This is a genomic window from Streptomyces sp. NPDC046915 (assembly GCF_040644935.1).
GTDB lineage: Bacteria > Actinomycetota > Actinomycetes > Streptomycetales > Streptomycetaceae > Streptomyces.
Genome location: NZ_JBEYXB010000016.1, coordinates 211,230 through 231,775, shown reverse-complemented (window position 1 = coordinate 231,775; position 20,546 = coordinate 211,230). Strand labels below are relative to the sequence as shown.

Annotated in this window: 21 protein-coding genes and 6 pseudogenes; 18 read left to right on the top strand and 9 right to left on the bottom strand. The window is 68.6% G+C overall.

Annotated features, from left to right (window positions below; all coding sequences use genetic code 11):
* Both ABZ915_RS34800 and ABZ915_RS34795 read right to left on the bottom strand, forming a co-directional pair.
* On the bottom strand, nucleotides 1–188 hold a 188-nt coding region (locus ABZ915_RS34800), incomplete at its 3' end, for a transposase (protein ID WP_361811540.1).
* Between the two features lie 118 nt (nucleotides 189–306).
* A complete protein-coding gene (locus ABZ915_RS34795; protein WP_361811537.1) occupies nucleotides 307–897 on the bottom strand; it encodes a TetR/AcrR family transcriptional regulator in 591 nt (196 codons plus the stop codon).
* A 162-nt stretch (nucleotides 898–1,059) separates the two neighbouring features.
* Here ABZ915_RS34795 and ABZ915_RS34790 point away from each other — a divergent pair, with 162 nt between their 5' ends.
* On the top strand, nucleotides 1,060–1,512 hold the full coding sequence (locus ABZ915_RS34790; protein ID WP_361811534.1) for a DUF1801 domain-containing protein: 453 nt from the start codon (nucleotides 1,060–1,062) through the stop codon (nucleotides 1,510–1,512).
* Nucleotides 1,513–1,727: 215 nt separating this feature from the next.
* Nucleotides 1,728–2,387, top strand: a pseudogene (locus ABZ915_RS34785) (helix-turn-helix domain-containing protein); the annotation flags it as partial.
* Between the two features lie 510 nt (nucleotides 2,388–2,897).
* Here ABZ915_RS34785 and ABZ915_RS34780 read toward each other — a convergent pair.
* Nucleotides 2,898–3,386, bottom strand: coding sequence for an Lrp/AsnC family transcriptional regulator (locus tag ABZ915_RS34780; RefSeq protein WP_361811531.1), 489 nt, complete (start codon nucleotides 3,384–3,386; stop codon nucleotides 2,898–2,900).
* 169 nt (nucleotides 3,387–3,555) lie between these two features.
* Between ABZ915_RS34780 and ABZ915_RS34775 the strand changes: the two genes are divergently transcribed.
* Both ABZ915_RS34775 and ABZ915_RS34770 read left to right on the top strand, forming a co-directional pair.
* Nucleotides 3,556–4,995, top strand: coding sequence for an aminotransferase class V-fold PLP-dependent enzyme (locus tag ABZ915_RS34775; RefSeq protein WP_361811528.1), 1,440 nt, complete (start codon nucleotides 3,556–3,558; stop codon nucleotides 4,993–4,995).
* 76 nt (nucleotides 4,996–5,071) lie between these two features.
* Nucleotides 5,072–5,920, top strand: coding sequence for an SDR family oxidoreductase (locus ABZ915_RS34770; RefSeq protein WP_361811525.1), 849 nt, complete (start codon nucleotides 5,072–5,074; stop codon nucleotides 5,918–5,920).
* A 265-nt stretch (nucleotides 5,921–6,185) separates the two neighbouring features.
* On the opposite strand, the gene ABZ915_RS34765 is transcribed toward ABZ915_RS34770, so the two are convergent.
* Complete coding sequence (locus tag ABZ915_RS34765) at nucleotides 6,186–7,115, bottom strand: hypothetical protein (protein ID WP_361811522.1); 930 nt, start codon at nucleotides 7,113–7,115, stop codon at nucleotides 6,186–6,188.
* 513 nt (nucleotides 7,116–7,628) lie between these two features.
* Between ABZ915_RS34765 and ABZ915_RS34760 the strand changes: the two genes are divergently transcribed.
* The gene (locus tag ABZ915_RS34760) at nucleotides 7,629–7,880 is read left to right on the top strand and encodes a hypothetical protein (protein ID WP_361811519.1); all 252 of its coding nucleotides are present in this window, start codon (nucleotides 7,629–7,631) and stop codon (nucleotides 7,878–7,880) included.
* Between the two features lie 108 nt (nucleotides 7,881–7,988).
* Here the strand turns inward: ABZ915_RS34760 and ABZ915_RS34755 are convergent, their stop codons facing one another.
* Entirely contained in the window at nucleotides 7,989–8,654 is a 666-nt protein-coding gene (locus ABZ915_RS34755; RefSeq protein ID WP_361811517.1) for a hypothetical protein, read from the bottom strand.
* On the opposite strand from ABZ915_RS34755, the pseudogene ABZ915_RS34750 reads away from it, so the two are divergent.
* The 4 genes and pseudogenes from ABZ915_RS34750 (at nucleotide 8,593) to ABZ915_RS34735 (ending at nucleotide 11,983) form a co-directional block, all read left to right on the top strand.
* A pseudogene (locus ABZ915_RS34750) lies at nucleotides 8,593–9,728 on the top strand (hypothetical protein). The gene ABZ915_RS34755 and the pseudogene ABZ915_RS34750 sit on opposite strands and share 62 nt — an antisense overlap.
* Nucleotides 9,725–10,520 (top strand): annotated as a pseudogene (istB, locus tag ABZ915_RS34745) (IS21-like element helper ATPase IstB). Before ABZ915_RS34750 ends, istB begins: the two co-directional pseudogenes overlap by 4 nt.
* Before the next feature lie 223 nt (nucleotides 10,521–10,743).
* Nucleotides 10,744–11,559, top strand: a complete 816-nt coding sequence (locus tag ABZ915_RS34740) for a class I SAM-dependent methyltransferase (protein ID WP_361811576.1) — start codon at nucleotides 10,744–10,746, stop codon at nucleotides 11,557–11,559.
* 199 nt (nucleotides 11,560–11,758) lie between these two features.
* Nucleotides 11,759–11,983 (top strand): hypothetical protein, encoded by a 225-nt coding sequence (locus ABZ915_RS34735; protein WP_361811514.1) that lies wholly within the window; start codon nucleotides 11,759–11,761, stop codon nucleotides 11,981–11,983.
* A 310-nt stretch (nucleotides 11,984–12,293) separates the two neighbouring features.
* On the opposite strand, the pseudogene ABZ915_RS34730 reads toward ABZ915_RS34735, so the two are convergent.
* Nucleotides 12,294–12,487, bottom strand: a pseudogene (locus ABZ915_RS34730) (transposase); the annotation flags it as partial.
* A 78-nt stretch (nucleotides 12,488–12,565) separates the two neighbouring features.
* Nucleotides 12,566–12,670, bottom strand: coding sequence for a hypothetical protein (locus ABZ915_RS34725; protein ID WP_361811511.1), 105 nt, complete (start codon nucleotides 12,668–12,670; stop codon nucleotides 12,566–12,568).
* A 57-nt stretch (nucleotides 12,671–12,727) separates the two neighbouring features.
* On the opposite strand from ABZ915_RS34725, the pseudogene ABZ915_RS34720 reads away from it, so the two are divergent.
* Nucleotides 12,728–13,323, top strand: a pseudogene (locus ABZ915_RS34720) (12-oxophytodienoate reductase); the annotation flags it as partial.
* A 349-nt stretch (nucleotides 13,324–13,672) separates the two neighbouring features.
* On the opposite strand, the gene ABZ915_RS34715 reads toward ABZ915_RS34720, so the two are convergent.
* Nucleotides 13,673–14,587: an AraC family transcriptional regulator gene (locus ABZ915_RS34715; RefSeq protein WP_361811508.1), complete on the bottom strand. Its 915-nt coding sequence runs from the start codon at nucleotides 14,585–14,587 to the stop codon at nucleotides 13,673–13,675.
* A gap of 144 nt (nucleotides 14,588–14,731) precedes the next feature.
* Here ABZ915_RS34715 and ABZ915_RS34710 point away from each other — a divergent pair, with 144 nt between their 5' ends.
* A complete protein-coding gene (locus tag ABZ915_RS34710; protein ID WP_361811505.1) occupies nucleotides 14,732–15,142 on the top strand; it encodes an organic hydroperoxide resistance protein in 411 nt (136 codons plus the stop codon).
* 208 nt (nucleotides 15,143–15,350) lie between these two features.
* Nucleotides 15,351–15,752, top strand: a pseudogene (locus ABZ915_RS34705) (sigma factor-like helix-turn-helix DNA-binding protein); the annotation flags it as partial.
* On the opposite strand, the gene ABZ915_RS34700 reads toward ABZ915_RS34705, so the two are convergent.
* Nucleotides 15,740–16,462, bottom strand: a complete 723-nt coding sequence (locus ABZ915_RS34700; RefSeq protein WP_361811573.1) for a helix-turn-helix domain-containing protein — start codon at nucleotides 16,460–16,462, stop codon at nucleotides 15,740–15,742. The pseudogene ABZ915_RS34705 and the gene ABZ915_RS34700 overlap by 13 nt on opposite strands.
* Before the next feature lie 283 nt (nucleotides 16,463–16,745).
* Here ABZ915_RS34700 and ABZ915_RS34695 point away from each other — a divergent pair, with 283 nt between their 5' ends.
* The 6 genes from ABZ915_RS34695 (at nucleotide 16,746) to ABZ915_RS34670 (ending at nucleotide 20,540) form a co-directional block, all read left to right on the top strand.
* Entirely contained in the window at nucleotides 16,746–17,345 is a 600-nt protein-coding gene (locus ABZ915_RS34695) for a CHAP domain-containing protein (protein ID WP_361811502.1), read from the top strand.
* 317 nt (nucleotides 17,346–17,662) lie between these two features.
* Entirely contained in the window at nucleotides 17,663–17,926 is a 264-nt protein-coding gene (locus tag ABZ915_RS34690; RefSeq protein WP_361811499.1) for a hypothetical protein, read from the top strand.
* A 169-nt stretch (nucleotides 17,927–18,095) separates the two neighbouring features.
* Nucleotides 18,096–18,449: a peptidoglycan-binding domain-containing protein gene (locus ABZ915_RS34685; RefSeq protein WP_361811496.1), complete on the top strand. Its 354-nt coding sequence runs from the start codon at nucleotides 18,096–18,098 to the stop codon at nucleotides 18,447–18,449.
* A 247-nt stretch (nucleotides 18,450–18,696) separates the two neighbouring features.
* On the top strand, nucleotides 18,697–19,098 hold the full coding sequence (locus ABZ915_RS34680; protein WP_361811493.1) for a hypothetical protein: 402 nt from the start codon (nucleotides 18,697–18,699) through the stop codon (nucleotides 19,096–19,098).
* A gap of 367 nt (nucleotides 19,099–19,465) precedes the next feature.
* The gene (locus ABZ915_RS34675) at nucleotides 19,466–19,870 is read left to right on the top strand and encodes a PaaI family thioesterase (RefSeq protein ID WP_067271683.1); all 405 of its coding nucleotides are present in this window, start codon (nucleotides 19,466–19,468) and stop codon (nucleotides 19,868–19,870) included.
* Complete coding sequence (locus tag ABZ915_RS34670; protein ID WP_361811490.1) at nucleotides 19,863–20,540, top strand: TetR/AcrR family transcriptional regulator; 678 nt, start codon at nucleotides 19,863–19,865, stop codon at nucleotides 20,538–20,540. Before ABZ915_RS34675 ends, ABZ915_RS34670 begins: the two co-directional genes overlap by 8 nt.
* The last annotated feature ends 6 nt before the right edge of the window (nucleotides 20,541–20,546 follow it).

Sequence of the window (20,546 nt, the reverse complement as noted above, 5' to 3'; positions counted from 1 at the left end):
GAGCCATAACGTTCCGGCAGGTCGCGCCAGGAGATCCCGGTTCGGATCTTGTAGACCATCCCGTTGACGACCTGCCGATCCTCCACGCGCGGACGACCTGTCACGGCGCGCGGAATGAGAGGAGCGAGTAACTCCCACTCCTTATCGGTGAGTTCATGGCGATGTATCACCCCACCATGATCCACCACCCGATGATCTTTGAAGACGGACCCTAGTGCCGTATCAGACAACCTTCGCCCTGTTGTGCGGTTGCGACCTGTACGGTCCTCGGATCGGGAGAATAAGTCCGACTTGTGCGGTCGAGTCCTAATTGCTGGTTCCGTAGGCGGCCATGAACATGTCCAGCAGTCCGTCCACCGCGTCCTCGTCGATGGGGCGGGTTGACAGCAGGCTGCGGTAGTACAGCGTGCCGCACAGCACCTCGGCGGCGAATTCCAGATTCGCTTCCGCGGCCAGTTCACCGGTGCGCTGGGCGCGGGTGATTCGGTCGAGGGTGCTCCGCTCGACGGTGACCAGGAATCGTTCGTGCAGGGTCGCCCGCAGCATTGAATCGGCCTGCGCTTCGGCGATGACTGCGCGGTAGACAGGGCCGATCGGCGGGCTGGAGAGGGCGAGGCCCGAGCGTAGGAACTGTTCGCGCAAATCCGCGCGGACGTCCCCGGTGTCGCAATAGTCCAGGTCGCTGGTCCACACGCGGCTGAGCGCGTCGAGCAGCAGCGCCGACATGGACGGCCAGCGCCGATAGATCGTGTGTTTCCCGACCCCGGCCCTTCGGCCGACCGCCTCGATACTCAGGCCCGCGTATCCGACCTCGGCGGCCAGATCGAGGGTTACCTGCAGCAGCTCTTCGGTGCGCGCGGCACCTCGGCGCCTCGGCGTGGCGGGCGTGTCGGTCATGCTGCCATCCTAACGGCACATGGCGTGCCGTTGACAATGTCGAGGGCTGCGCGCAGTATTCAGACTCGATCGGCACGTCGCGTGCCGATGTCGGATGTGGCGGCACGTCGCCACCCACGCGCCCAAGATCCAGCACATCAGACCCTCAAAGGGAGATCTGCCATGAGCAGCACCGAAAGCAGCACGCACGAGGGATTCACGGCCGAGGAGCGGGCCGCGATGAAGGACCATGCCCAAGAGCTGAAGACGGCGGCCCGCCGCAGCTCACGCGCGGACAAGGCGGCGGAGGAGGAGCGGGACGTGGTCGCGAAGATCGCCGAGATGCAGGACTCGGACCGGATCATGGCTGAGCGGGTCCATGCCGTCATCACAGCCAGCGCCCCGGCCCTCGCGCCGAAGCTCTGGTACGGGATGCCCGCCTACGCGCTGGACGGCAAGGTCGTGTGCTTCTTCCAGAGCGCGGAGAAGTTCAAGGCGCGCTACGCGACGCTCGGGTTCAGCGACCAGGCGAAGCTGGACGAGGGCACGATGTGGGCGGCCGGTTTCGCCCTGACCGAGGTGACGGCCGAGGTGGAGGCGCGGATCGGTGCGCTCGTGAAGCAGGCGGTGAGCTAAGGCCGCCCGGTGAACGGGCTGGGCCTGTGGCACCTCAGCGTGCTCGGCGGCCTGGCGCTGCTGGTACAGCATCTGCTGCGCGCCTTCACTGACGACGTCGAGGCGCCAGGCTGACCACAGCAGGTGGTAAATCCTGCCAACTACATGCTCAGTCGCAGATGTGACGCGCCGTCCGGGTGCCGCTTCGGACGGCGCGCGTGCGCCAGGCTGGGCCGATGGCAGAGCGAGTGCGGGTCCGCGAGATCGATGACGCCGAGGGCAGACGGCTGCTGCGGATCATCCGCAGGGGCACCGGGTCGGTGGTGACTTGGCGGCGGGCCCAGACGGCGCTGCTGTCCGCCCAGGGCATGCCCGTGGCGAAGATCGCCGAGGTCACGTTCACCAGCGCGGACCGGATCCGGGACGTGATCCACAACTTCAACACCGACGGCTTCGACTCGCTCTACCCCAAGTACAAGGGCGGGCGGCCCAAGACCTTCACCCTCTCGGAACGCCGCGAGATCAAGAAGATCGCCAAGTCCAAGCCGGCCGAACACGGCCTGCCGTTTTCGACCTGGAGCCTGGCCAAGCTGGCCGACTTCCTGGTCTCCGAGGGGGTGGTCGACGACATCAGCCACGAGGGCCTTCGGGTCCTGCTTCGTGAGGAGGGCGTCTCGTTTCAACGCGTGAAGACCTGGAAGACCTCCCGCGACCCCGACTATGCCGCCAAGAACGCCCGCGTCGAGCACCTCTACGCGATCGCCGACCGCGAGGTCATACCCGATGAAGGCGAGCCCGAAGTCATCTTCTGCATGGACGAGTTCGGCCCGCTCAACCTCCAACCCCACCCAGGGCGGCAGCGGGCCGAGCGCGGCGGCCGGCACAAGGATCCCGACCCCGCCGACGAGCGACCTACACGTGCTCCTCTCGGAGGATGAAGAGGTCAACGAGGTGGTGGGGCTTTCCTGGCACCGCGTCCTACGGATGCTCATGCTCAACCCGGACCCGACACGGCTGATCGAGGCAACCGCTCGCATCAAGCACGAAATCGACTCCGCCGGCCTACTGAGCGAATGGAGCGGCGACCGGCACGTCGCAATCGACGTGCCGCCGGAACTGTTCAAGGCCGGCTGCTGGGCGGCCGAACGCTCGTCGCCGGGCCCCCGGTGCCGATGGAGGAAGGGATCGCCGCATGGCATGGTCGTTGCCCGAGCCGATGCTGACCGTCGCGGTGGACAGTCTTGTGCTGGCCGCCGGGTGGGCGGCGGAGCCGAAGTGGGACGGTTCTCCAGATACCCAGATGTGTCTCATGTCGTCATCGACCAGGCGAACAAGTCTGTATCTCGCGGTCGAGCGACGGACTTCCGTGTCCGCGTGTCACGGTTGAGGTGAGCCGTGTCGTCCGGTCATGCACGCGGGGCGGGCCAGGAGGTGAGGGGTAGCGGGCCGCGGTCAATGACGGTGCGGATGCAGAAGGTGCTGCGGGCGTCGCGAACGGGACCGATGGCCAGGATCTGGTCTGTGAGCACCTTTTCGAAGGTGCTCAGGTCCGGCACGGCGAGCTCGACGAAGAAGTCGGCGTCGCCGGAGACGACATGGCAGGCGACCACGTGGTCGATCGCCTTCAGTGCCTCTTCGACGACCTGGGATGTGGTGCGGGAGTGCTCGACCTTGAGGGAGAGGAACACCGTCAGCCCCAGGCCGAGGCGCTCGCGGTCCAGATCGGCCCGGTAGCCGGCCAGGACCCCGTCCTCCTCCAGCGCCTTGGTGCGGCGCAGGCAGGACGAGGGTGACAGGCGTACGGCCTCGGCGAGGTCGACGTTGGGGGTGCGTCCGTGGCGCTGGAGGTGGTCCAGGATCGCCCGGTCAATGCGGTCGTACAGGGGCCGTGGCATGAAATTCAGCGTAACGGCCACATCGGCGAACAATCCTGCGCCCGATGGCCATCCGGGCACTGGTTACGCCACCGCGTGCCGCTCTTGCCGGCGCATCCTGGTCACGCGCTCCGGCCATGACGCCGGACCCGCCGCCTCCCTACCCCTCTCACGCACACCGGACTGCCTCATGCACCCCTTCCCCCTGGAACCCGACCGCGCCACGATGACCGAGATGGGCCGTCTCTTCCTGGACCGTGTCGTCGACCGCACCGAGAACCTCGCCGTCCGCCCCGCGACCAGCCCCCTGTCCCCGCAGGCCGAGGCCGACCTGGTGGAGTCCTTCCTGGCGCCGCCGCCCGCCCGGGGCGGCGACCTGAAGGCTCTGCTCTCGCGCCTGGACGAGGCCGCCGACTGCGCTCTGGAGACGGCCGGACCCGGCCACCTGGCCTACATCCCGGGCAGCGGTCTGTACTCGGCCGCGCTCGCCGAGTTCTACAACCGTGCCGTCAACCGCTACGGCGGCCTGGCCTCGGTAGCCCCGGCGCTCGCCGCGCTGGAGGAGAGTGTGATCCGCTGGATGGCCCGCGAGGTGTGCGGCCTCCCGGAGGGCAGCGGTGGCCTGTTGACCAGCGGTGGCTCGATGGCCACGTTCTCTGCGACGGTCGCCGCCCGCCACGACAGGCTCGGCGAGGATCTCGCCGGCGGCACCGTCTACACCACCGCCTTCGCCCACCACTCCGTCGCCAAGGCCGCCCGCCTCGCCGGCATCCGCGCGGCCCACATACGTACCGTGCCGCACACCCCCAACCTGCGGATGGACCCTCACGCCGCCGCCGCGATGATCCGCGCCGACCGGGACGCCGGGCTGCGGCCGTTCCTGCTGGTGGCCACCGCCGGCACCACCGACACCGGCACCATCGACCCGCTGCCGCAGCTGGCCGACTTGGCCCGCCGCGAGAACGTGTGGTTCCACATCGACGCGGCCTACGGCGGCTTCTTCCGTCTCACCGCACGCGGCGCAGAACGCCTCACCGGTATCGAGAAGGCCGACTCGCTCACCCTGGACCCGCACAAGACCCTCTTCATGCCGTTCGGCACCGGCGCCCTGGTCGTCCGCGACCTCGCCGCCCTGCACGCCGCACACGACGGCACCGGCAGCTACCTCCAGGACATGCAGGCGGCGGGGAGCGTCCCGGACTCCGGCCGGCTCGGGCCCGAGCTGACCCACGAGATCCGCGGTCTGCGGGCCTGGCTTCCCCTGCACCTGCACGGGGTGGACGCCTTCCGCGAGGCCCTGGACGAGAAACTCGACCTGGCCGAACACGTCCACGACACACTGTCCGGCGTCGCGGAACTGGAGGTCCCCCAACGCCCCGACCTGTCCACCGTGATCTTCCGCATCCGCCCCACCGACAGCAGCCGGGCCGCCGCCGAGCGGGCCGATGAGGCGAGTCGCCGTCTGCTGGAGCGGATCAACGGCCACCGGCGCGTCGTGCTCTCCAGCACGGTTGTCGACGGCCGCTACACCCTGCGCGTGTGCGTGGTCTCCCACCGCACCCACCACGACCGCATCAACGAGGCCTTGAAGATCATCACTGCCGAGGCCAGGAACATCCCCGCCGCGTAGCCAGCGACGGCCCTGGACCCGGGTGATGTCCACCTGAGGGACGCCTCGATCGAATCACGAATACAAGGAGGCCTGCATGACCATCCATCCCGACTCCCTTCCCGCCAGGGGAACAGCCATCGTGACCGGTGCCTCCTCGGGCATCGGTGCGGCCTACGCACGTCGGCTCGCTGCGGATGGTCACGGTCTGGTGCTGGTGGCGCGGCGCGCAGAGCGTCTCCGCGCACTTGCCGCGGAGCTGACCGGGCAGCACGACGTACGGGTCGAAACCGTCGTCGCGGATCTGGGCGATGCCGGTGACCTCGACCGGGTTGCCCGGCGAACCGCCGAGGACGACGTCGAGCTGCTGGTGAACAACGCGGGCATCAACGGCTACGGCCCCTTCGCCGAGACCGATACAGCACTGCTGGAGAAGGTGATGGCCGTGAACGTGGTGGCGCTCACCCGGCTCGCTCGTGCAGCCGTGCCGGGCATGCTGGCACGCGGCCGCGGCGCCGTGGTGAATGTGGCTTCCACTCTCGCCTTCGCCGGTTCGCTTCCGCCGGATCCTCTGCCGGTGCGGGCGGTCTATGGAGGGACCAAGGGGTACGTAGTCACCTTCAGCCGAACCCTGGCCGCAGAGTTGGACGGTGCGCCGGTTCGTGTCCAGGTGCTGTGCCCAGGGCTGACGGCAACCGAGTTCCATCTCACCCAGGGCCAGGATCCGGTAGCCGGTGACGTAGCGCGAGTACACGACGACGGAGGCATGCCCGTCGAGGACGTGGTGACCGCTTCGCTGAGGGCCTTGGAAACCGGCGAGGTCGTGTGCGTGCCCGGACTGGTCGACGGCGAGGCGGTGGATCGCATCGCCGCGGCGGAGTTCGGGCTCCGCTCCTCGTCCACCAGCACACTCGCCCCGCGATACCAGAACCCCGCCCAGCAGTGAGTCCCCGGCCGCCCTTTCCCCAGGGCGCTGAACGGGCGTGTGAGCGCGTCAGCGCCCTGGCGGGGGAAGGAGGAACAACGAGGACCGGGAAGCCAGCCGACGTGCTGCGGGGCCTGGCGTGACACCGCGCCAGATGGCCCGTGAGACCTCGCTCGGGCCAGGCGTCAGCGCCGGCCCAGCGGCCGGGCCTCGACGAATGCTGGCTGGGCGAGTCGAGTCAGGACCACAGGGTGACTGCCTTGGCATGGCTGCACCAGGAAGGGAGTCAGCCAGTGGGAGCCGTGCCGAGGCGTTCCAGAAGGAGTCCTTCCCGGGTGGACCAGGGGCAGATGGTCACGCTGTCGGCCCCGCAGGCTTCCATGAGAGCCTCGGCGACCAGGGCTCCGGCCAGGGACTGTTCGGCGCGGTGCGGGGAGATCCCCGGCAGCTTGCCGCGGCGGGCCGTCCCCGCGTCTGCCAGCAGCGGAATTGATGCCCGCAATTCGGGCAGGGTCAGCCGCTGTGGCGTACGAGGGGTCCCGGTCCGGGCGGCGGCGAGACGAGCGAGCTGCGTGAAGGTCTTGGAGCAGGCCAGGACGTTCCCGCCCGGCTCGGCCTGTGGCAGGCCAGGGACTGCGCTCAGGGACCGGCGCAGGTGCCGCTGGACTTCGCCCAGGCGTCGTTTGGAGGGGGTAGTGCCGCCGGGAAATTGCTCGCGGGTGACCCGGCGGGCGCCCAGCGGCAGCGAGCACACGGTGCGGGGCTGGTCCGAGGTGCCGGAGGCGATCTCCACAGTGCCGCCGCCGATGTCCAGGACCAGCAGTGGGCCGGCCCCGGAGCCCACCCACTGGCGGGCGGCCACATAGGCCAGCCGCGCCTCCTCCTCGCCGGGCAGCACCCGCAGCCGGACACCGGTGGCCCGCGCCACCCGGGCGATGACCTCGTCGCAGTTGGGCGCATCCCGGATGACGGAGGTGGCGAACGCGAACACCTCCGCCACGCGCAGCCGCGGATCCGCGGCGACTGCTTCGGCCACCGCCCGCTGCACGCTTCTCACCCCCGGCTCGCGCAGCCGCCCTTTCCGATCGAGGGCCTGGTGCAGCCCCAGCCGCACCTTGCGGGACAGCACCGGCTCCAGCACCCCGCCCGCCCGACGCCGTGCCACCGTGAGCAGGGCGCTGTGGCACCCGACGTCAAGGACTCCTGCCTGCCGCATCCCACCGCTTCCCTGTACCGCGAGCGCTTCCGCCCCCGGGGACCAAACTGCCTTCCCCCGGCCGCTGTGCCGGGCGGGGCCACGCGAATCCGGGCACCGAGTGACCATCATGTCACCGTTCGTGTTCCCATGCTGCGTCGGCATTCCGTCGGCACATGCGTCAAGACCGCGGCCGCCGCGCCCACGACCTCCTGATGGAGTTCACCGACCTGGAGCATGTCGAATTTCGACCAGGGGCCCCCGAGCGGTCGTGAGACCCGAGCCCCCGGTTCGGGCTCAACGAACAGCTCAGGTGGCCGACGTCCGGGCCATCGCGGAAAGACGGTCGCGGGCGGCCTTCAGGGCAGGCTCTTCCGCAGGGGTTGGGGCTGCTGCTGGTCACGCCGGAGAGGAAGCGGTACACGGAGCTGGAGCGGCTACGGGGCCTACCAGGAACAGACCGCGCCTCCTCGCGGAGTAGCCGGACAGCCCCGTCCAGGTGCATCCGGCTCTCTCCGGACAGAGGCTGGACGCATGGCCCGCACCCCGCACGTCACCGTCCAGCCACCCTCGCCCGCAGGTGGCCGACGAGTGCGGGTGGACGGCACAATCCTTGAAACGGCCTACGGAATCACCATCTATGGGGTGGCCTACGGGATCACCGATTTCCTGAAGATTCTGCACAGGGCCGGCATCGAGGTGAATGACGTCGACTTTGAGGACTCCCCGCTGATCACCTGGCGCGGCGGCGGCCCCGATGTGTGGCCCTCACCCACCACGACGTAGCTGATCGATCCTCCAGCCAGACGACCGCTCCGTACGGCCTGGAAGCCTGAAGACCCGCGCATCACGGAGCGAGTGGCGGGAGACCTTCACGCGCTGCCGGGCGAACGCTCAGGGCCGGTGTGTGGCGCCTTGGTCGTTGGTGGGTTCGTTGTCCGGTTGGTGGTTCCCGTCGAGTGTGGCGGCCCAGCTGGAGAGCAGTTTGAGGCCGTCAGCCGAAGAGGTACCGGGTTCGGCACTCATAGCGGTGAGGGTCAGACCCGGGTCGGTCGGTACGAGCAGGGCTTCGAAGGCGAGGGTGAGATCACCGACGGCGGGGTGGCGGAAGCGTTTGAGGCCAGTGTGGTGCAGGCGCACGTTGTGCGCGGCCCACAACGAACGGAAGTCCTCGCTGCGGGTGGAGAGTTCGCCGATCAGGTCGCTGAGGTCGCGGTTGTAGGGGTCTTGTCCGGCCTCGGTGCGCAGGAGGGCTGCGGCTGCGGCCCTTTGGTGGTCCAGTTCGGTCATGTACTGCTCGGCGCCGGGATTGAGGAACTGGTAGCGGGCCATGTTGACCGGCCGGGCGGGGTCCTGGAACAGCGGCCAGTACAGGGCCTTGCCGAGGCAGTTGGTGGCGAGGATGTCTGGGGGTTCTCTGCGTGGTGAGGGGGCGCCGGTGTCACCGAAGTCCAAGGTCGATCTGTACGCGGCGATACGCCGCGATGCCCGGGCGGGGATGTCGAACCGGGCCTTGCAGCGCAAGTACGGGGTGGGCTTCCGGACGGTGAAGGCGGCCATGGAGTCCCGTCTGGCCGGAGCCTCGCAAGCAGCTGCCGCCCCGCAAGACGCGGCTCGACGCCTTCAAGCCGACCATCGACCAGATGCGGGCGGATCTGGAAGCGCCGCGCAAGCAGCGGCATACCGTCAAGCGGATCTTCGACCGGCTGCTGGACGAGCACGGTGCGGTGGAAGGAGCCCATGAGAAGGGCGGGATGGAAGGCCAGATCGGCTGGTTCCGCCAGAACCACCTCGTCCCCGTCCCGGAAGTCGAATCCCTCGCCGAACTCAACGCGATGGTCGAGCGGTGGGACGACGAGGACGATGCCCGCCGCATCCGGTCACGGCCCAGGACGATCGGCGGGTACTTCGCCACCGAACGCCCGCTGCTGCAGCCGCTGCCCGACGAACCGTTCGAGACCGGTCGGCTGTTCAGCCTGCGGGTGGACAGATACGCGCAGGTCAGCGTCCGCACGAACCGCTATTCGGTGCCGGTGGGACTGATCGGACACACCGTTCGAGTGATGCTGCACGCCTCCGACGTCGTCGTCTACGACGGCCGCAAGGAAGTCGCCCGACACGAGCGGCTCGTCGCCAAGGGCCAGACCCCCCTGGAACTGGACCGCTACCTGGAGGCCCTGGTCCGCAAGCCCGGCGCCTTCCCCGGTGCAAACGCCCTGGAACAGGCCCGCTCCGCGGGCAAGTTCACCCCTGTCCATGACGTGTGGTGGGCGGCCGCCTGCAAGGCCCACGGCGACCGCGACGGCACCCGCGCTCTGATCGAGGTCCTGCTGCTGGGACGGCATCTTCATCATGAGTATCTGGTGACCGGGCTCGCCGCCGCCCTGCGGGCAGGCGCCATGACCGCGGACGCGGTCGCACTGGAAGCCCGCAAGGCCGCCGATGCCGCCGATGCGCCGCCCCCGAAGGCAGATCCGGAGCCGGACCGGGCGAGTGTGACGTTCCTGACCGAACGGCGCCTGGCCCCACCTGCCGCCCGACAACCGGCCGCTGCCCTCGGTCGCGGCCTACGACCAACTGCTGCGACCGAGGCGGCCGGCCGACCACATTGCCGTCGAGGGAGAAACGCCATGACGACGTTCAAACGCCACCGCGGGCTGACCGAACAAGCCGCCGACGCTGCTGTCGACCAGGCATGCCGGATGCTTCGACTGCCGACCATCCGGGCCCAGTTCCCCGAGCTGGCCGAAGCCGCCGCCCGTGACCAGATGTCGTATCGCGGCTTCCTCGCCGAACTGCTCATGGCCGAATGCGACGACCGGGCCCGCCGCCGTTCGGAACGGCGGATCAAGGCCGCCGCCTTCCCCCGCGAGAAATCGCTGCGGGCCTTCGACTTCGAGGCGAACCCCAGCGTGGACCCAGCGGTCATCCACACCCTGGCGGCCTGCGAGTGGGTCAAGAAGGGCCTGCCGCTCTGCCTGATCGGCGACTCCGGCACCGGCAAGTCGCACCTGCTGATCGCGGTGGGCGCGGAAGCCGCGATGGCCGGCTACCGGGTCCGCTACACACTCGCCACCAAACTCGTCAACGAACTGGTCCGCGGACGAGAAGGTGCTGACCAAGACCATCGCCCGCTACCGCCGAGTCGATCTTCTCTGCATCGACGAGCTGGGCTGTATGGAACTCGACCGCAGGGGCGCCGAGCTGCTGTTCCAGGTGCTGACCGAACGCGAGGAAAAGAACAGCGTCGCCATCGCCTCGAACGAGAGTTTCAGCGGCTGGACCAAAACCTTCACCGACCCCCGGCTCTGCGCGGCCATCGTCGACCGGCTCACCTCCGGCGGCAACCTGATCCAGACAGGCACCGACTCCTACCGCCTCGCCATCACCCAGGCCCGGGCTGCCGCGCACGACGCCTCCGGCTGACGTCGCACCACCAAGCCCTTCATCGGCGGGAGCCGCATTTGTCGGCTCAGGAGGCCGTCAAGGGGAAGACGCCTGCTCTTGCCCGTCATGACCAGTGCGGCGAGTGTGCGCGCATGACCGGCTGGCCGCGCATGAACCTGGCTCCACTCTTCAGCTCCCCTTGGAATCGATCATCTAGGCTGGCGCGGTGACTGATGAGCAGGAGCGGGTGCAGCCGTCGGGAGTGTGGGCCACGGCAGTGGGGGTGGCCAGAGTGCGGGCGCTGGAGACCGAGCGGGAGAACGCGCTGTTCCGCGACCCGCTGGCACAAGCCTTCGCCACCGCCGGCGGCCTGTCACCCTCCTCGCCGCCGCTGCCCGATGACGAGGCCGCGCGCCGCCGCCGGCTGGCCGTGTCGTTCTCCATCGTCATCAGGACGAAGTTCCTCGACGACCTGTTGCAACAGGCCTCCGCGTCCGGGGTCCGGCAGGTCGTGCTGCTCGGCGCCGGCATGGACAGCCGGGCCTTCCGGATGGACTGGCCCGAGGGCACCCGGCTCTTCGAGGTCGACACCGCCGCACCACTGGACTTCAAGGCTTCGGTGCTGCGCCAGGAGCGGGCCGTCGCACGCTGCGAGCGGATCACCGTCGCGGTGGATCTGCGTGAGGACTGGCCAGGCGCGCTGGCCGCCGCAGGGCACGACCCGGCCGTGCCGACCGCGTGGATCGCCGAAGGACTGCTGATCTATCTGCCCGAGGACGCGGTGGAACTGCTGCTGGCCCGGATCAGCGCGCAGTCGGCGGCAGGCAGTCGGATGGGGCTGACGTTGGGCTCGCGCGGCGTGATCGAGCGCTTCGGCGCGGACGCCGTGCCAGGATCAGCGGCGTCCATGTGGGTCTCGGAGATGCCCGACGACCCGGTGGGCTGGCTGGCCGGGCACGGCTGGGAGGCCGGCAGCCACACCCTGCGCGAGCGCGCTGCCGCCTACGGCCGCCCGATCAGCACCCCGCCGCGGCGCGAGGAGCAGCCCGGCGGACTGATCTCGGCGGTCCGTCGGTAGAGCGCCTCCTCCCGGTTCCCCACCGAGGACGTAAGCACCTGACCGGGTGTCAGTTCTCATCGACATTTTCCGGCCCTGTGATCATCAAGTGCTGCCCGGACTCGGTGATAAACGGTGTCGCACGTCAGTTACGAAGCCAGCCCTGGGCATCACACCCCTACCACCGGAGCAGCAGACACCCGCGCGGGCTTCCAAGGGCGTGTCAGCGGGCTTCGAGCGGGGGTGTACGGCACTCGCCCAGCACTGGGAACGCACCGGCACCGTCGGGCCCGGCCGCGCCCACATCGAGACCCTGCCGGACGGCACCCCCGTCAAACTCGGCGTGTTCCTGTCCAACACCAAGACCAGGCGCGCCAAGCTGAGTGCCGAGCGACTCCAACGGCTCGCCAACTTCGGACTCGACTGGGCAGCCCACGAGGACTGAGGCACACGTGCTCTCCGGACAAACACAGCACCGCGGACTCTCATCACCCCAATGCATTGCATAGCCATGCCGATGTCATGCGATGCAAAGGACACCCGGGGACCATCTGGAACCGGCCGGAACTCTTGAGGACCAGCCGGACAGAGAAGATCCCTAAGGGGCCGACGCTGGCTGCAACCAGCAGTCAGGCCCCTCAGGCGGTGCCGTAGTCACGAGCCCGGTCCGCCAGGACTACGAGAGGCCGGGTGCGCGGTCGGCCAACCGACCTGGGCATGCGCAGAGCGGCCAGGACGTGCTCGCACACGGGCGCATCATTTGCCTGGCCGGGCGTGAGGACAAAGCACAACGGTCGACCACGGCTGTCCGCGGCAAGGTGGATCTTCGTGGTCAGCCCACCACCTGAGCGTCCGATCGCGTGGTGACCGGGCTCGCCGGCTGGGGACCCCTTTTGCGGGCCCCAGCCGCGTGCTGGTGAGCGCGCACGATGGTGGAGTCGACCGCGACGGCCCGGTCCAGGGCACCTTCGGCGTCGGCCTGGGCGAGCAGAGCGGTGAAAACCCGATCCCAGGGGCTGGCGATCGCTCAGTTCCGCAGCCTGGTGTAGACGCCCTTCCACGAGCCGTGCTCGGCGGGCAGATGCACCCACTGCGAGTCGGGCTGGAACTTCCATGCGATCGCGTCGATCACCTGTCGGTGATCCCGCTACCGTCCCCCACGCCTCGGTGTCCGGTCTGGCAACAACGGCTCCACGGCGCCGGCGGCCTCCTCAGCGACCCGTTCCTGTGGGAGCGCACCAACCGCCGTACCGACGCCTACGGCGGCGACCCGGTGGCCCGCACGAAGTTCGCCGCCGAAGCCGTCGCAGCGGTCCGCGACGCGGTCTCCCCCGAATTACCGATCCTCTTCCGCTACTCCCAGTGGAAGGTGGGGGTCTACGACGTGAAGCTCGCCGACACCCCGGAGGAGCTGGAGGCCATCCTCACCCCGCTCGCCGCGGCCGGCGTCGACGCCTTCCACGCCAACACCCGCCGCTACTGGCGGCCCGAGTTCGACGGCTCCGACCTGATCCTGGCCGGCTGGACGAAGGAGCTCACCGGCAAGCAGACCATCACGGTCGGGTCGGTCGGCCTCGACGGCGACTGCAACCGCGCTTTCGAAGGCGAAGGCGCCCCGGTCAAGGGCATGGACAACCTCCTCGACCGCATGGCACGCGAGGAGTTCGATCTGGTCTCCGTCGACCGCGCACTCCTCCAAAACCGAACTGGGCCAAGAAGGTCCTCAACGGCCACTTCCACGAACTCGCCCCGTACGACGCGGAATCGCTGACCACACTGAGCTGACGCGGAGCGTGCCCGGCAAACCGCCCCGCCCCCACTCCCCGGTCGACGATCCAGCCACCCGTCGGCGACGCCGGGGTACAAGCCTTCACAATTCCGGCCCCGCCGCACCCTCTGCTGCGGACTCGGGCGTCTGCATATCGGGCGCGATGCGGGGGCTGGGGACCATGGACGCCGCGGCGGCGAGGGCGAGGTGACAGTTGCGGCCCGTGCCGTGGGCTCCTGATGGCCGGGAGGCCATGGCGTGCAACTCAGGCTGCGGTTCGATCGCCGCACGTACGCAGCCCGTCAGCACGTCGTCGCGGCGCCATGCCCATCAGGAGGCCGTCGTCGTCACGGCGTGCTGACCGGACTACCTCCGCGACTGCTGGCGGTACCGACCGGGGGCCAAGCCGTACTCTCGTTTGAACGCTTTGGCGAAGGCGAATTCGGAGGTGTATCCCGTGCGCTGCGCGACGGTCTTTACCGGCTTGTCGCTGTCGCGCAGCAGTCGCGCCGCCAGGGTCATCCGCCACCAGGTCAGGTAGCCCAGCGGCGGCTTGCCGACCAGCGAGGTGAACCGGCGGGAGAAGGCCGCGCGCGACAGTCCGGCTTTCGCGCCCAGCGCTTCGACCGTCCACTGCCCGGCGGGTTCCTGGTGGATATGGCGCAGCGCTGCGGTGATCGCCGGATCGCGCAGTGTTGCGGCCCACCCGGTGGCCGGACCGTCGTCGGCTTTCGCGTCGAGCCAGGCCCGCAGGATGTACAGCAGCATGATGTCCAGCAGGGCCGACACGACCGCTTCGGTTCCGTGGTCGGGGTTGGCGATCTCGTCGCCGAGCAGGTTGACGGCAGCATGTAGCGGCGTGCGGTGGCCGAGACGCGCTGGAAGGTGGATGACCTCGGGTAGTTCCTCGAACATCGGATGTGGCCGGGTCTGGTCGAGCGTGTATGCGCCGCACAGCAGGACCGTCGTGGCTCCCTCGCCGTCGTCGGCGCTCGGCGCTATCTCCCGCAGGGAGGCCGAGGGTGCGCCCGTCAGGGCCGTCGACGGGCTGTCGGCCAGAGCGTGACCGCAGCCGTGCGGAAGGCACACCACATCGCCCACGCTCAGGGCGATCGCGGCGCCCGTCGGCGGGATCAGCCAGCATGTCCCTTCCAGCACCACATGGAAGCCGGCCCCGGAGAAGGGCTCCGCCCGCACCCCCCACGGAGCGTGCTTGCGGATTTCACTGGAATGCGGGCGCCCCGTACGCATGACGCCGATCGCATCGCTGAGCACGTCCATCGGCAGATCGTATCGTGAGGCCGCCACACACAAGACGATCAGACATGAAACGGAGACGGTGAGCCATGGGGCGCGGCTCCTGACCTCCATACGCTGAGTGCGCCAACCAGATTGACCGATCGGTCTACCACAGAAGGGCAGGACATGAGCCTGTACACCGCCGTCGCGACCGCGACCGGCCGCGACGGCCGCGCCTTCAGTTCGGACGGCAAGTTGGACGTCGAGCTGGCCCTCCAGAAGGAGTTGGGCGGCACCGGCGACGGCACCAACCCCGAGCAGCTCTTCGCGGCGGGCTATGCGGCCTGCTTCGCCGCCTCCATGCAGCTGGTGGCGCAGAAGAGAAAGATCGACGTCTCGGGTGTGTCGGTCACCGCCGAAGTCGGCCTCGCCCCCAACGGGCAGGGCGGCTTCCAGCTCGAAGTCAGCCTGCGTACGAAGTTACCGGACAGCTTGCCCCGGGAAGTCGGTCGCGAGCTCATCGAGGCCACCCACCAGGTCTGCCCGTACTCCAACGCCACGCGCGGCAACATCCCGGTCGAGCTGCTCGCCGAGTAACCGCCGCCCGCTGAACGCCACCTGGACCGCAGCCGCCACAGCCCGCGATCCAGGGGACGTCGTCTTACCCGGGGCAACGCCTAATGGTCTTGAGAGACCAGCTCATTTTGCACCGAGACCCCTGTGTATGTTCGGGCGTAAGTTCGCGGGTGTCTGAGGCTGACCAGCCAGCAGAGTCCGTGCGGGATCCGCGTAGCAACGCGAACAGCAGACATTCGTCCTGCGCTACGTCCACAGCTTCACCACCGCCGAGATCGCCGACATCCTCGACATCAACCCCGCCACCGTCCGCGCACAGCTCAAACACAGCCGCCAAAAGCCCGCACTCATCCCGCCGCAATGTCAGAGACACTACGAGCCCGAAGGAGCCGCTCCGAGCAGTGCAGAATCAGCCGTCCTCAAGTGCCAGTCGTCCGACTCCTCCTGCTCAGCAGGTCTTGCGGTATGGAACGTCAGGCAGGTAGGTGTGCCAGTCGGCAGGGGGCAGCGGTCCCCCGGCGCGGCGGCACACCGCACGGGCTGCACGTTCCGGGTCTATGTCGTACTTCTGCCAGGCCACGTGTTGGCCGGCCGCGTACAGCGTGCCGCCATCTTTGCTCAAGGCGAGTGAGAAGATCGCATCACCGGGAGTGGACAAGATGCCCAGTTGCCGCTGTGAAGCGACGTCATACAGCAGGCCCGTTCCACTATCAGCCCCGCGGCTTGCGCGGGTTTGACCACGGCCTCACGCAGTTCGTCGCGGCTCATCGGGCCGGCCAGCACAGTCCCGTCCCGCAGCGCGGCCGTCAGACCCGGGTGCTGAGCACAGTGGCCAAGGAAGTCCGCACGAACGGCGATGACCACACGCTCCCGGAGGCCGGCCCGTAGCAGGGAGGACTTGCCAGAGCCTGAAGGGCCGAAGACCGCGGTGAAGCGGCGGAGACAGGCCTGCTGGAACAGGCGCTCGGTGAGTTCATCGCAGCCGAAGAACAGATCAGCGTCGGCCGGTTCAAAACGGGCCAGACCTCGATGAGGGGGCTTGGCCTTCTCGTCCTCGACGCGGGGTTCCGCCGCTGCTTCCGCGGCCGCCTGACGCCAGCGCTCCTCCCACTCCTCCGGGTGGCCACCGCAGGCTTGTACGTAGGCGAGGACGACCGGCAGGGTCGGCAGCCGCTCCCCGGCTGCTGCTTGCGACAGGGTGCTCGCCCCTTGATGCGTGCGCTGCGCCATCGACCGGTAGGTCGGGCTCCCGGCCTCTGAACGGAGTTTGCGTAACTCGGACGCCAGCCGTTGCACCGGTCCTGCACCTGGATCGAGCGGATTCTCCGCACATCCGGCCATCGACATCACCCCCTGCGCCGCTTCCCCCGTTGACGCAGCGCTGTGGTCCGTGAAGCTACGCGCACCCGTGAGGCAACGGCAACCACAGGCGATTTCTTGGGTCAGCTCCGTCCGCCACGCCCTGACCTGCGGTGCGGTCATTGATCAGGCTGGCGAAACCGGCTGCCCATTCAATCCACAGGCCGGAAAAGTCGAGGTCAGACGACACGGGCTCGCTCACCTCGTCCGGCCGTCACCTGTCAGTCGATCACTGTCCCCGCGTGGACAGCACGAAGGAGTGATCATGCCCGAACCGCTCATCCCGCAGGAAAGGCCGCTCGTCTCCGGCGAGCAGGTACCTGGGCTCGCTGCGGCGACCAAGCCGGTCGATCCCAGCCACGAACTGTCGCCGGCTGAACTCGCCATGCTGGACACCGTCATGCCGATGGATCCGAACGTGCCGCCGGTGAAGGTCACCCGGATCGCCAAGAGCGAGGTGGGATACCGGGAAAGCGGAACCAACCACACCAAGTACGGCCGCTGGTACGGGACCGACGGACAGGAGTGGTGCGACATCTTCGTCAGCTGGGTCTTCCACGAGGTCGGCCAGCTGGGGGCCATCGGCGGCAAGCACGCGTACGTTCCCGACCACCTCACGTGGTTCAACAACCACCACCGCTTCTTCCGCCGCGGGGCCACCTGCGGCGGCCCGCGCGAAGGCTGCGTGATCTTCTTCGACCTCAACGGGCACAACGGCGAGGACCACATCGGGATCGTGACGTCCTACGACGACACCTACGTCTACACGGTCGAGGGCAACCGCTCCGACCAGGTCAAGCAGCTGAAGTACCCCCGCACCAGCCACCTCATCTGGGGCTACGGCCACCCCGCCTGGAACTACTGACCTGCCGGCCGGGCGTCCCACGGGGGTGGACGCCCGCACCCCACCCTGCTTCCACCACTGCGGCGGAGTCGTCCCACAGCGTCAGAAGGACGGCCGCTACCGCCGGCACCCCGGCAACGCCCGTTTCTCTACCGCCTGTGTGCCGGGTCATGAGCTATCACAACATCAGATTGGAGATCACTATGCGCGCATACGTGCGAGCGGCCCTGTCTACCGCGGCGGTTGCCGTTGGAATCGCCGCCGGACCGCTCAGCGGAGCAGCACCGGCCGACGCGGCCACAGCCACCCCGCCCGCCGCAAGCGGGATCGGGACGACCGTGGACGGTGGCAGCAACCTGCGCGGTGGCCCTCACCTGAACAGCTATCTCGTCGGCACGACCAAGGGCAAGAGCAGCTTCGCCGTCAACTGCTACAAGCGAGGCGACTACTACAACGACGGCAAGCACCACACGAACGTCTGGTACTACGGCACCGTCATCGACACGCACGACAACCCCGATCACGTCTACTACGACGTGTACTCCTGGGGCGGCAACGTCAACACGCCCCACGACCCCCCGGCCGGACTGCCCAAGTGCTGACAGCGCCAGCCGACACCTGCTTGCAGCGTCACCAGACGGCGTGACGTGCCGCCTTGTGGTCCGCCGGGCCTCGACGCCCGGCGGACCACCAGCAGCCCAGCCGACCTCGAGCGCGAGGCGACGAGGCCACGGCTCAGTCCACGTTCCTCCCACCGGACCGGGGTCCCCCATGGAACAGCTCAGACGAAATCCACCAGCCATACGGCGAGTCCTTGCCGCCGCCGCTCTGGCCGGCGCCTGCTTCCTCGGCGCTCTCGGCGCCGCCGACGCAAGCGCAGCACCTTCCTCCGCGGCCCATGGATGCCATTGGGTCAACGGCCTGCCGACCAACGTCCTCAGGCAAGGCAGCACGGGCGGGTGCGTGAGGTACCTGCAGAGCAAACTCGCCGTCCCGGCCGACGGCACCTTCGGCCGTCAGACGCACCGCGCAGTGATCGTCACCCAAGAACACTGCGGGCTGCGGGCAGACGGAATCGTAGGCGCCCGAACCTGGGACGCCCTCCTGCACTGGTGCCGCGAATAAGAGCGGGCCGCCACCACAGGGGTCGGACGCGCACACCGAAGGCGACCGGTACCGACCTGGCGCTGGCACCGTTTCACTCCTCTCACACCGCTCGTCCAAGTCCCTCTCCAGCCGAGCAGACTGCCGGGGCCGGCACCTGATCAGCTCCGGCCGCAGGCGACTGCGGTTGGCGGTCACCGAGAGCGACCAAGCACCCAGCGACGCGCGGCAACACCTGTTCCAGTCGAGTCCGAAGGAGACACAGAAAATGAACATCCGCAAAGGCATGGTCGCCGCTGTCGCCGGCCTTGCCCTGGGCACAGGGGCCGCTGGAATCCCCACAGCCAGCTCCCTCGCCACCCCGATGACCACCACGAGCCAAAACTGCTGGTACGGGGGAACCCACCCCACCGGCGGCGCCAAGATGCAGTACTACGAATGCCGCCGCACCTACAACGGCCGCATCCAAAGCAGCATCAAGATCCGCGTCATCGACACCACTAACGACGGCATGTGCGCATTCGGCCGAGGCGACATCGGAAACGACAAAACCAGCGCCTACCCCCGAGTCTTCGCCCGCAGCTGCACCACAGGCGCATGGTCAGCCTGGGAAATAAGCGGCTGGTGGAACGGAACCCAAGGCTACGAATACGTGTACCTCGGCCACTGACCAACACCAGCGGCCTCACACCCCAGTCGGCGGCACGCCAGCCCACCAGCCCGGCGTGCCGCCGCGCCGTGTCCGCCGCGGCGTCCCTCGCAGCACAGGCCACAGGAGCGTTTCGCGACAGCCAGTTCGGCCGAAGCTCCTCTCCCCCGCCGGTGAACTCCTGACGCAGATCCAGACAACAACGAAGCCGGACCCCGAGCTCGCCGGATCCTAGGTCGTGGGCAGCTGGTTCAACCGCTCTGATCAATGGCCGCGTTGCACGTCACGGGCACAGCCCTACAGCCTCGCGCCACAGGCGTGGACGCGAACCGTGACGTCCACGTAACATGTCACCGTTAACTTAACGCCGACAACCTGAGGGGCCGCGATGACCATCACCGCGCAAGACGTCTACACCTTGGCGCCGTTCGCCAGGACGCTCGGGATACGCTTCGGATCCCTCAAGGCCGACGCTGTGACCGCGCAACTCGCCTACACGCCCGAGCAGTCCACCGTCGGTGCCGCGATGCACGGCGGGGCACTGATGGGGCTGGCCGATGTAGCCGGCGCCGTGTGCGCCACGCTGAACGGGACCGCCGACACCGTCCCCGCGACCATGGAATCCACCACCCACTTCCTGCGGCCCGTACACGGCACCGGCGCCTTCGCGACCTCCCGCCCGCTGCACGTCGGCAAGTCAACGGTCGCCGTGGAAATCGACATCAGGGATGACAAAGACCGGCTCTGCGTCCGCGTCACTCAACTCGTCGCCCTCCGGAGGCGCCATGACTAAGGGACCCGGCCAGACCACGGCCGACGGCCGCGCCAGCACAACCGAAGGCCGTCGTCGCAGTCGCGCCAAGCGAGGCCACGGCGGCCGACTGAGGGACGAGCTCATCGAAGCGGCCGGCACGCTGCTCGACGACGCCGGCGAGGACGGCGTGACCATCCGTGCGGTGGCACAGGCTGTCGGGGTCAGCACGCCCTCGGTATATCTGCACTTCGACAACCGACTGGAACTGCTGCACACCGTGTGCCTCGGGGTCTGGGACGAGCTCGGCCGACGGATGCTGAGCATCAGCGCCCAGACCACCGACCCGTTCGCCGAACTCCACCAGCGCAGTGTCGCCTACATCAGGTTCGGGCTCGACCATCCCCTGCGCTACCGCCTGGTCGCGACCGGACCCGCGACAGCCGCCACTGAGCACGTCGCCGACGCCTGCTTCCGATTCCTGCGGGAAACGGTGCAGCGATGCGCCGACGCCGGCGTGCTCCACGGCGATGTGACGGCGCTGACCCGGGCCATCTGCGCGTGCCTGCACGGTGCCGTCTCGCTGCTGATCCTCCAGCCGACCTCGAAATGGCCCGACGACATCCCCCAGTACGCAGACGATGCCGCCACCCTCGCCTGCCAGGGCGCCGCCGCCCTCTCACGCGCGCACCATGGCCGCTACGAAAGGTGAACTGTT

Bases quoted from the DNA above. Each gene is read 5' to 3' on its own strand.
- ABZ915_RS34795 (WP_361811537.1), bottom strand. From the start codon at position 897: ATGACCGACACGCCCGCCACGCCGAGGCGCCGAGGTGCCGCGCGCACC.
- ABZ915_RS34790 (WP_361811534.1), top strand. From the start codon at position 1,060: ATGAGCAGCACCGAAAGCAGCACGCACGAGGGATTCACGGCCGAGGAG.
- ABZ915_RS34780 (WP_361811531.1), bottom strand. From the start codon at position 3,386: ATGCCACGGCCCCTGTACGACCGCATTGACCGGGCGATCCTGGACCAC.
- ABZ915_RS34775 (WP_361811528.1), top strand. From the start codon at position 3,556: ATGCACCCCTTCCCCCTGGAACCCGACCGCGCCACGATGACCGAGATG.
- ABZ915_RS34770 (WP_361811525.1), top strand. From the start codon at position 5,072: ATGACCATCCATCCCGACTCCCTTCCCGCCAGGGGAACAGCCATCGTG.
- ABZ915_RS34765 (WP_361811522.1), bottom strand. From the start codon at position 7,115: ATGCGGCAGGCAGGAGTCCTTGACGTCGGGTGCCACAGCGCCCTGCTC.
- ABZ915_RS34760 (WP_361811519.1), top strand. From the start codon at position 7,629: ATGGCCCGCACCCCGCACGTCACCGTCCAGCCACCCTCGCCCGCAGGT.
- ABZ915_RS34755 (WP_361811517.1), bottom strand. From the start codon at position 8,654: ATGGCCGCCTTCACCGTCCGGAAGCCCACCCCGTACTTGCGCTGCAAG.
- ABZ915_RS34715 (WP_361811508.1), bottom strand. From the start codon at position 14,587: ATGGACGTGCTCAGCGATGCGATCGGCGTCATGCGTACGGGGCGCCCG.
- ABZ915_RS34710 (WP_361811505.1), top strand. From the start codon at position 14,732: ATGAGCCTGTACACCGCCGTCGCGACCGCGACCGGCCGCGACGGCCGC.
- ABZ915_RS34700 (WP_361811573.1), bottom strand. From the start codon at position 16,462: ATGGCCGGATGTGCGGAGAATCCGCTCGATCCAGGTGCAGGACCGGTG.
- ABZ915_RS34695 (WP_361811502.1), top strand. From the start codon at position 16,746: ATGCCCGAACCGCTCATCCCGCAGGAAAGGCCGCTCGTCTCCGGCGAG.
- ABZ915_RS34685 (WP_361811496.1), top strand. From the start codon at position 18,096: ATGGAACAGCTCAGACGAAATCCACCAGCCATACGGCGAGTCCTTGCC.
- ABZ915_RS34680 (WP_361811493.1), top strand. From the start codon at position 18,697: ATGAACATCCGCAAAGGCATGGTCGCCGCTGTCGCCGGCCTTGCCCTG.
- ABZ915_RS34675 (WP_067271683.1), top strand. From the start codon at position 19,466: ATGACCATCACCGCGCAAGACGTCTACACCTTGGCGCCGTTCGCCAGG.
- ABZ915_RS34670 (WP_361811490.1), top strand. From the start codon at position 19,863: ATGACTAAGGGACCCGGCCAGACCACGGCCGACGGCCGCGCCAGCACA.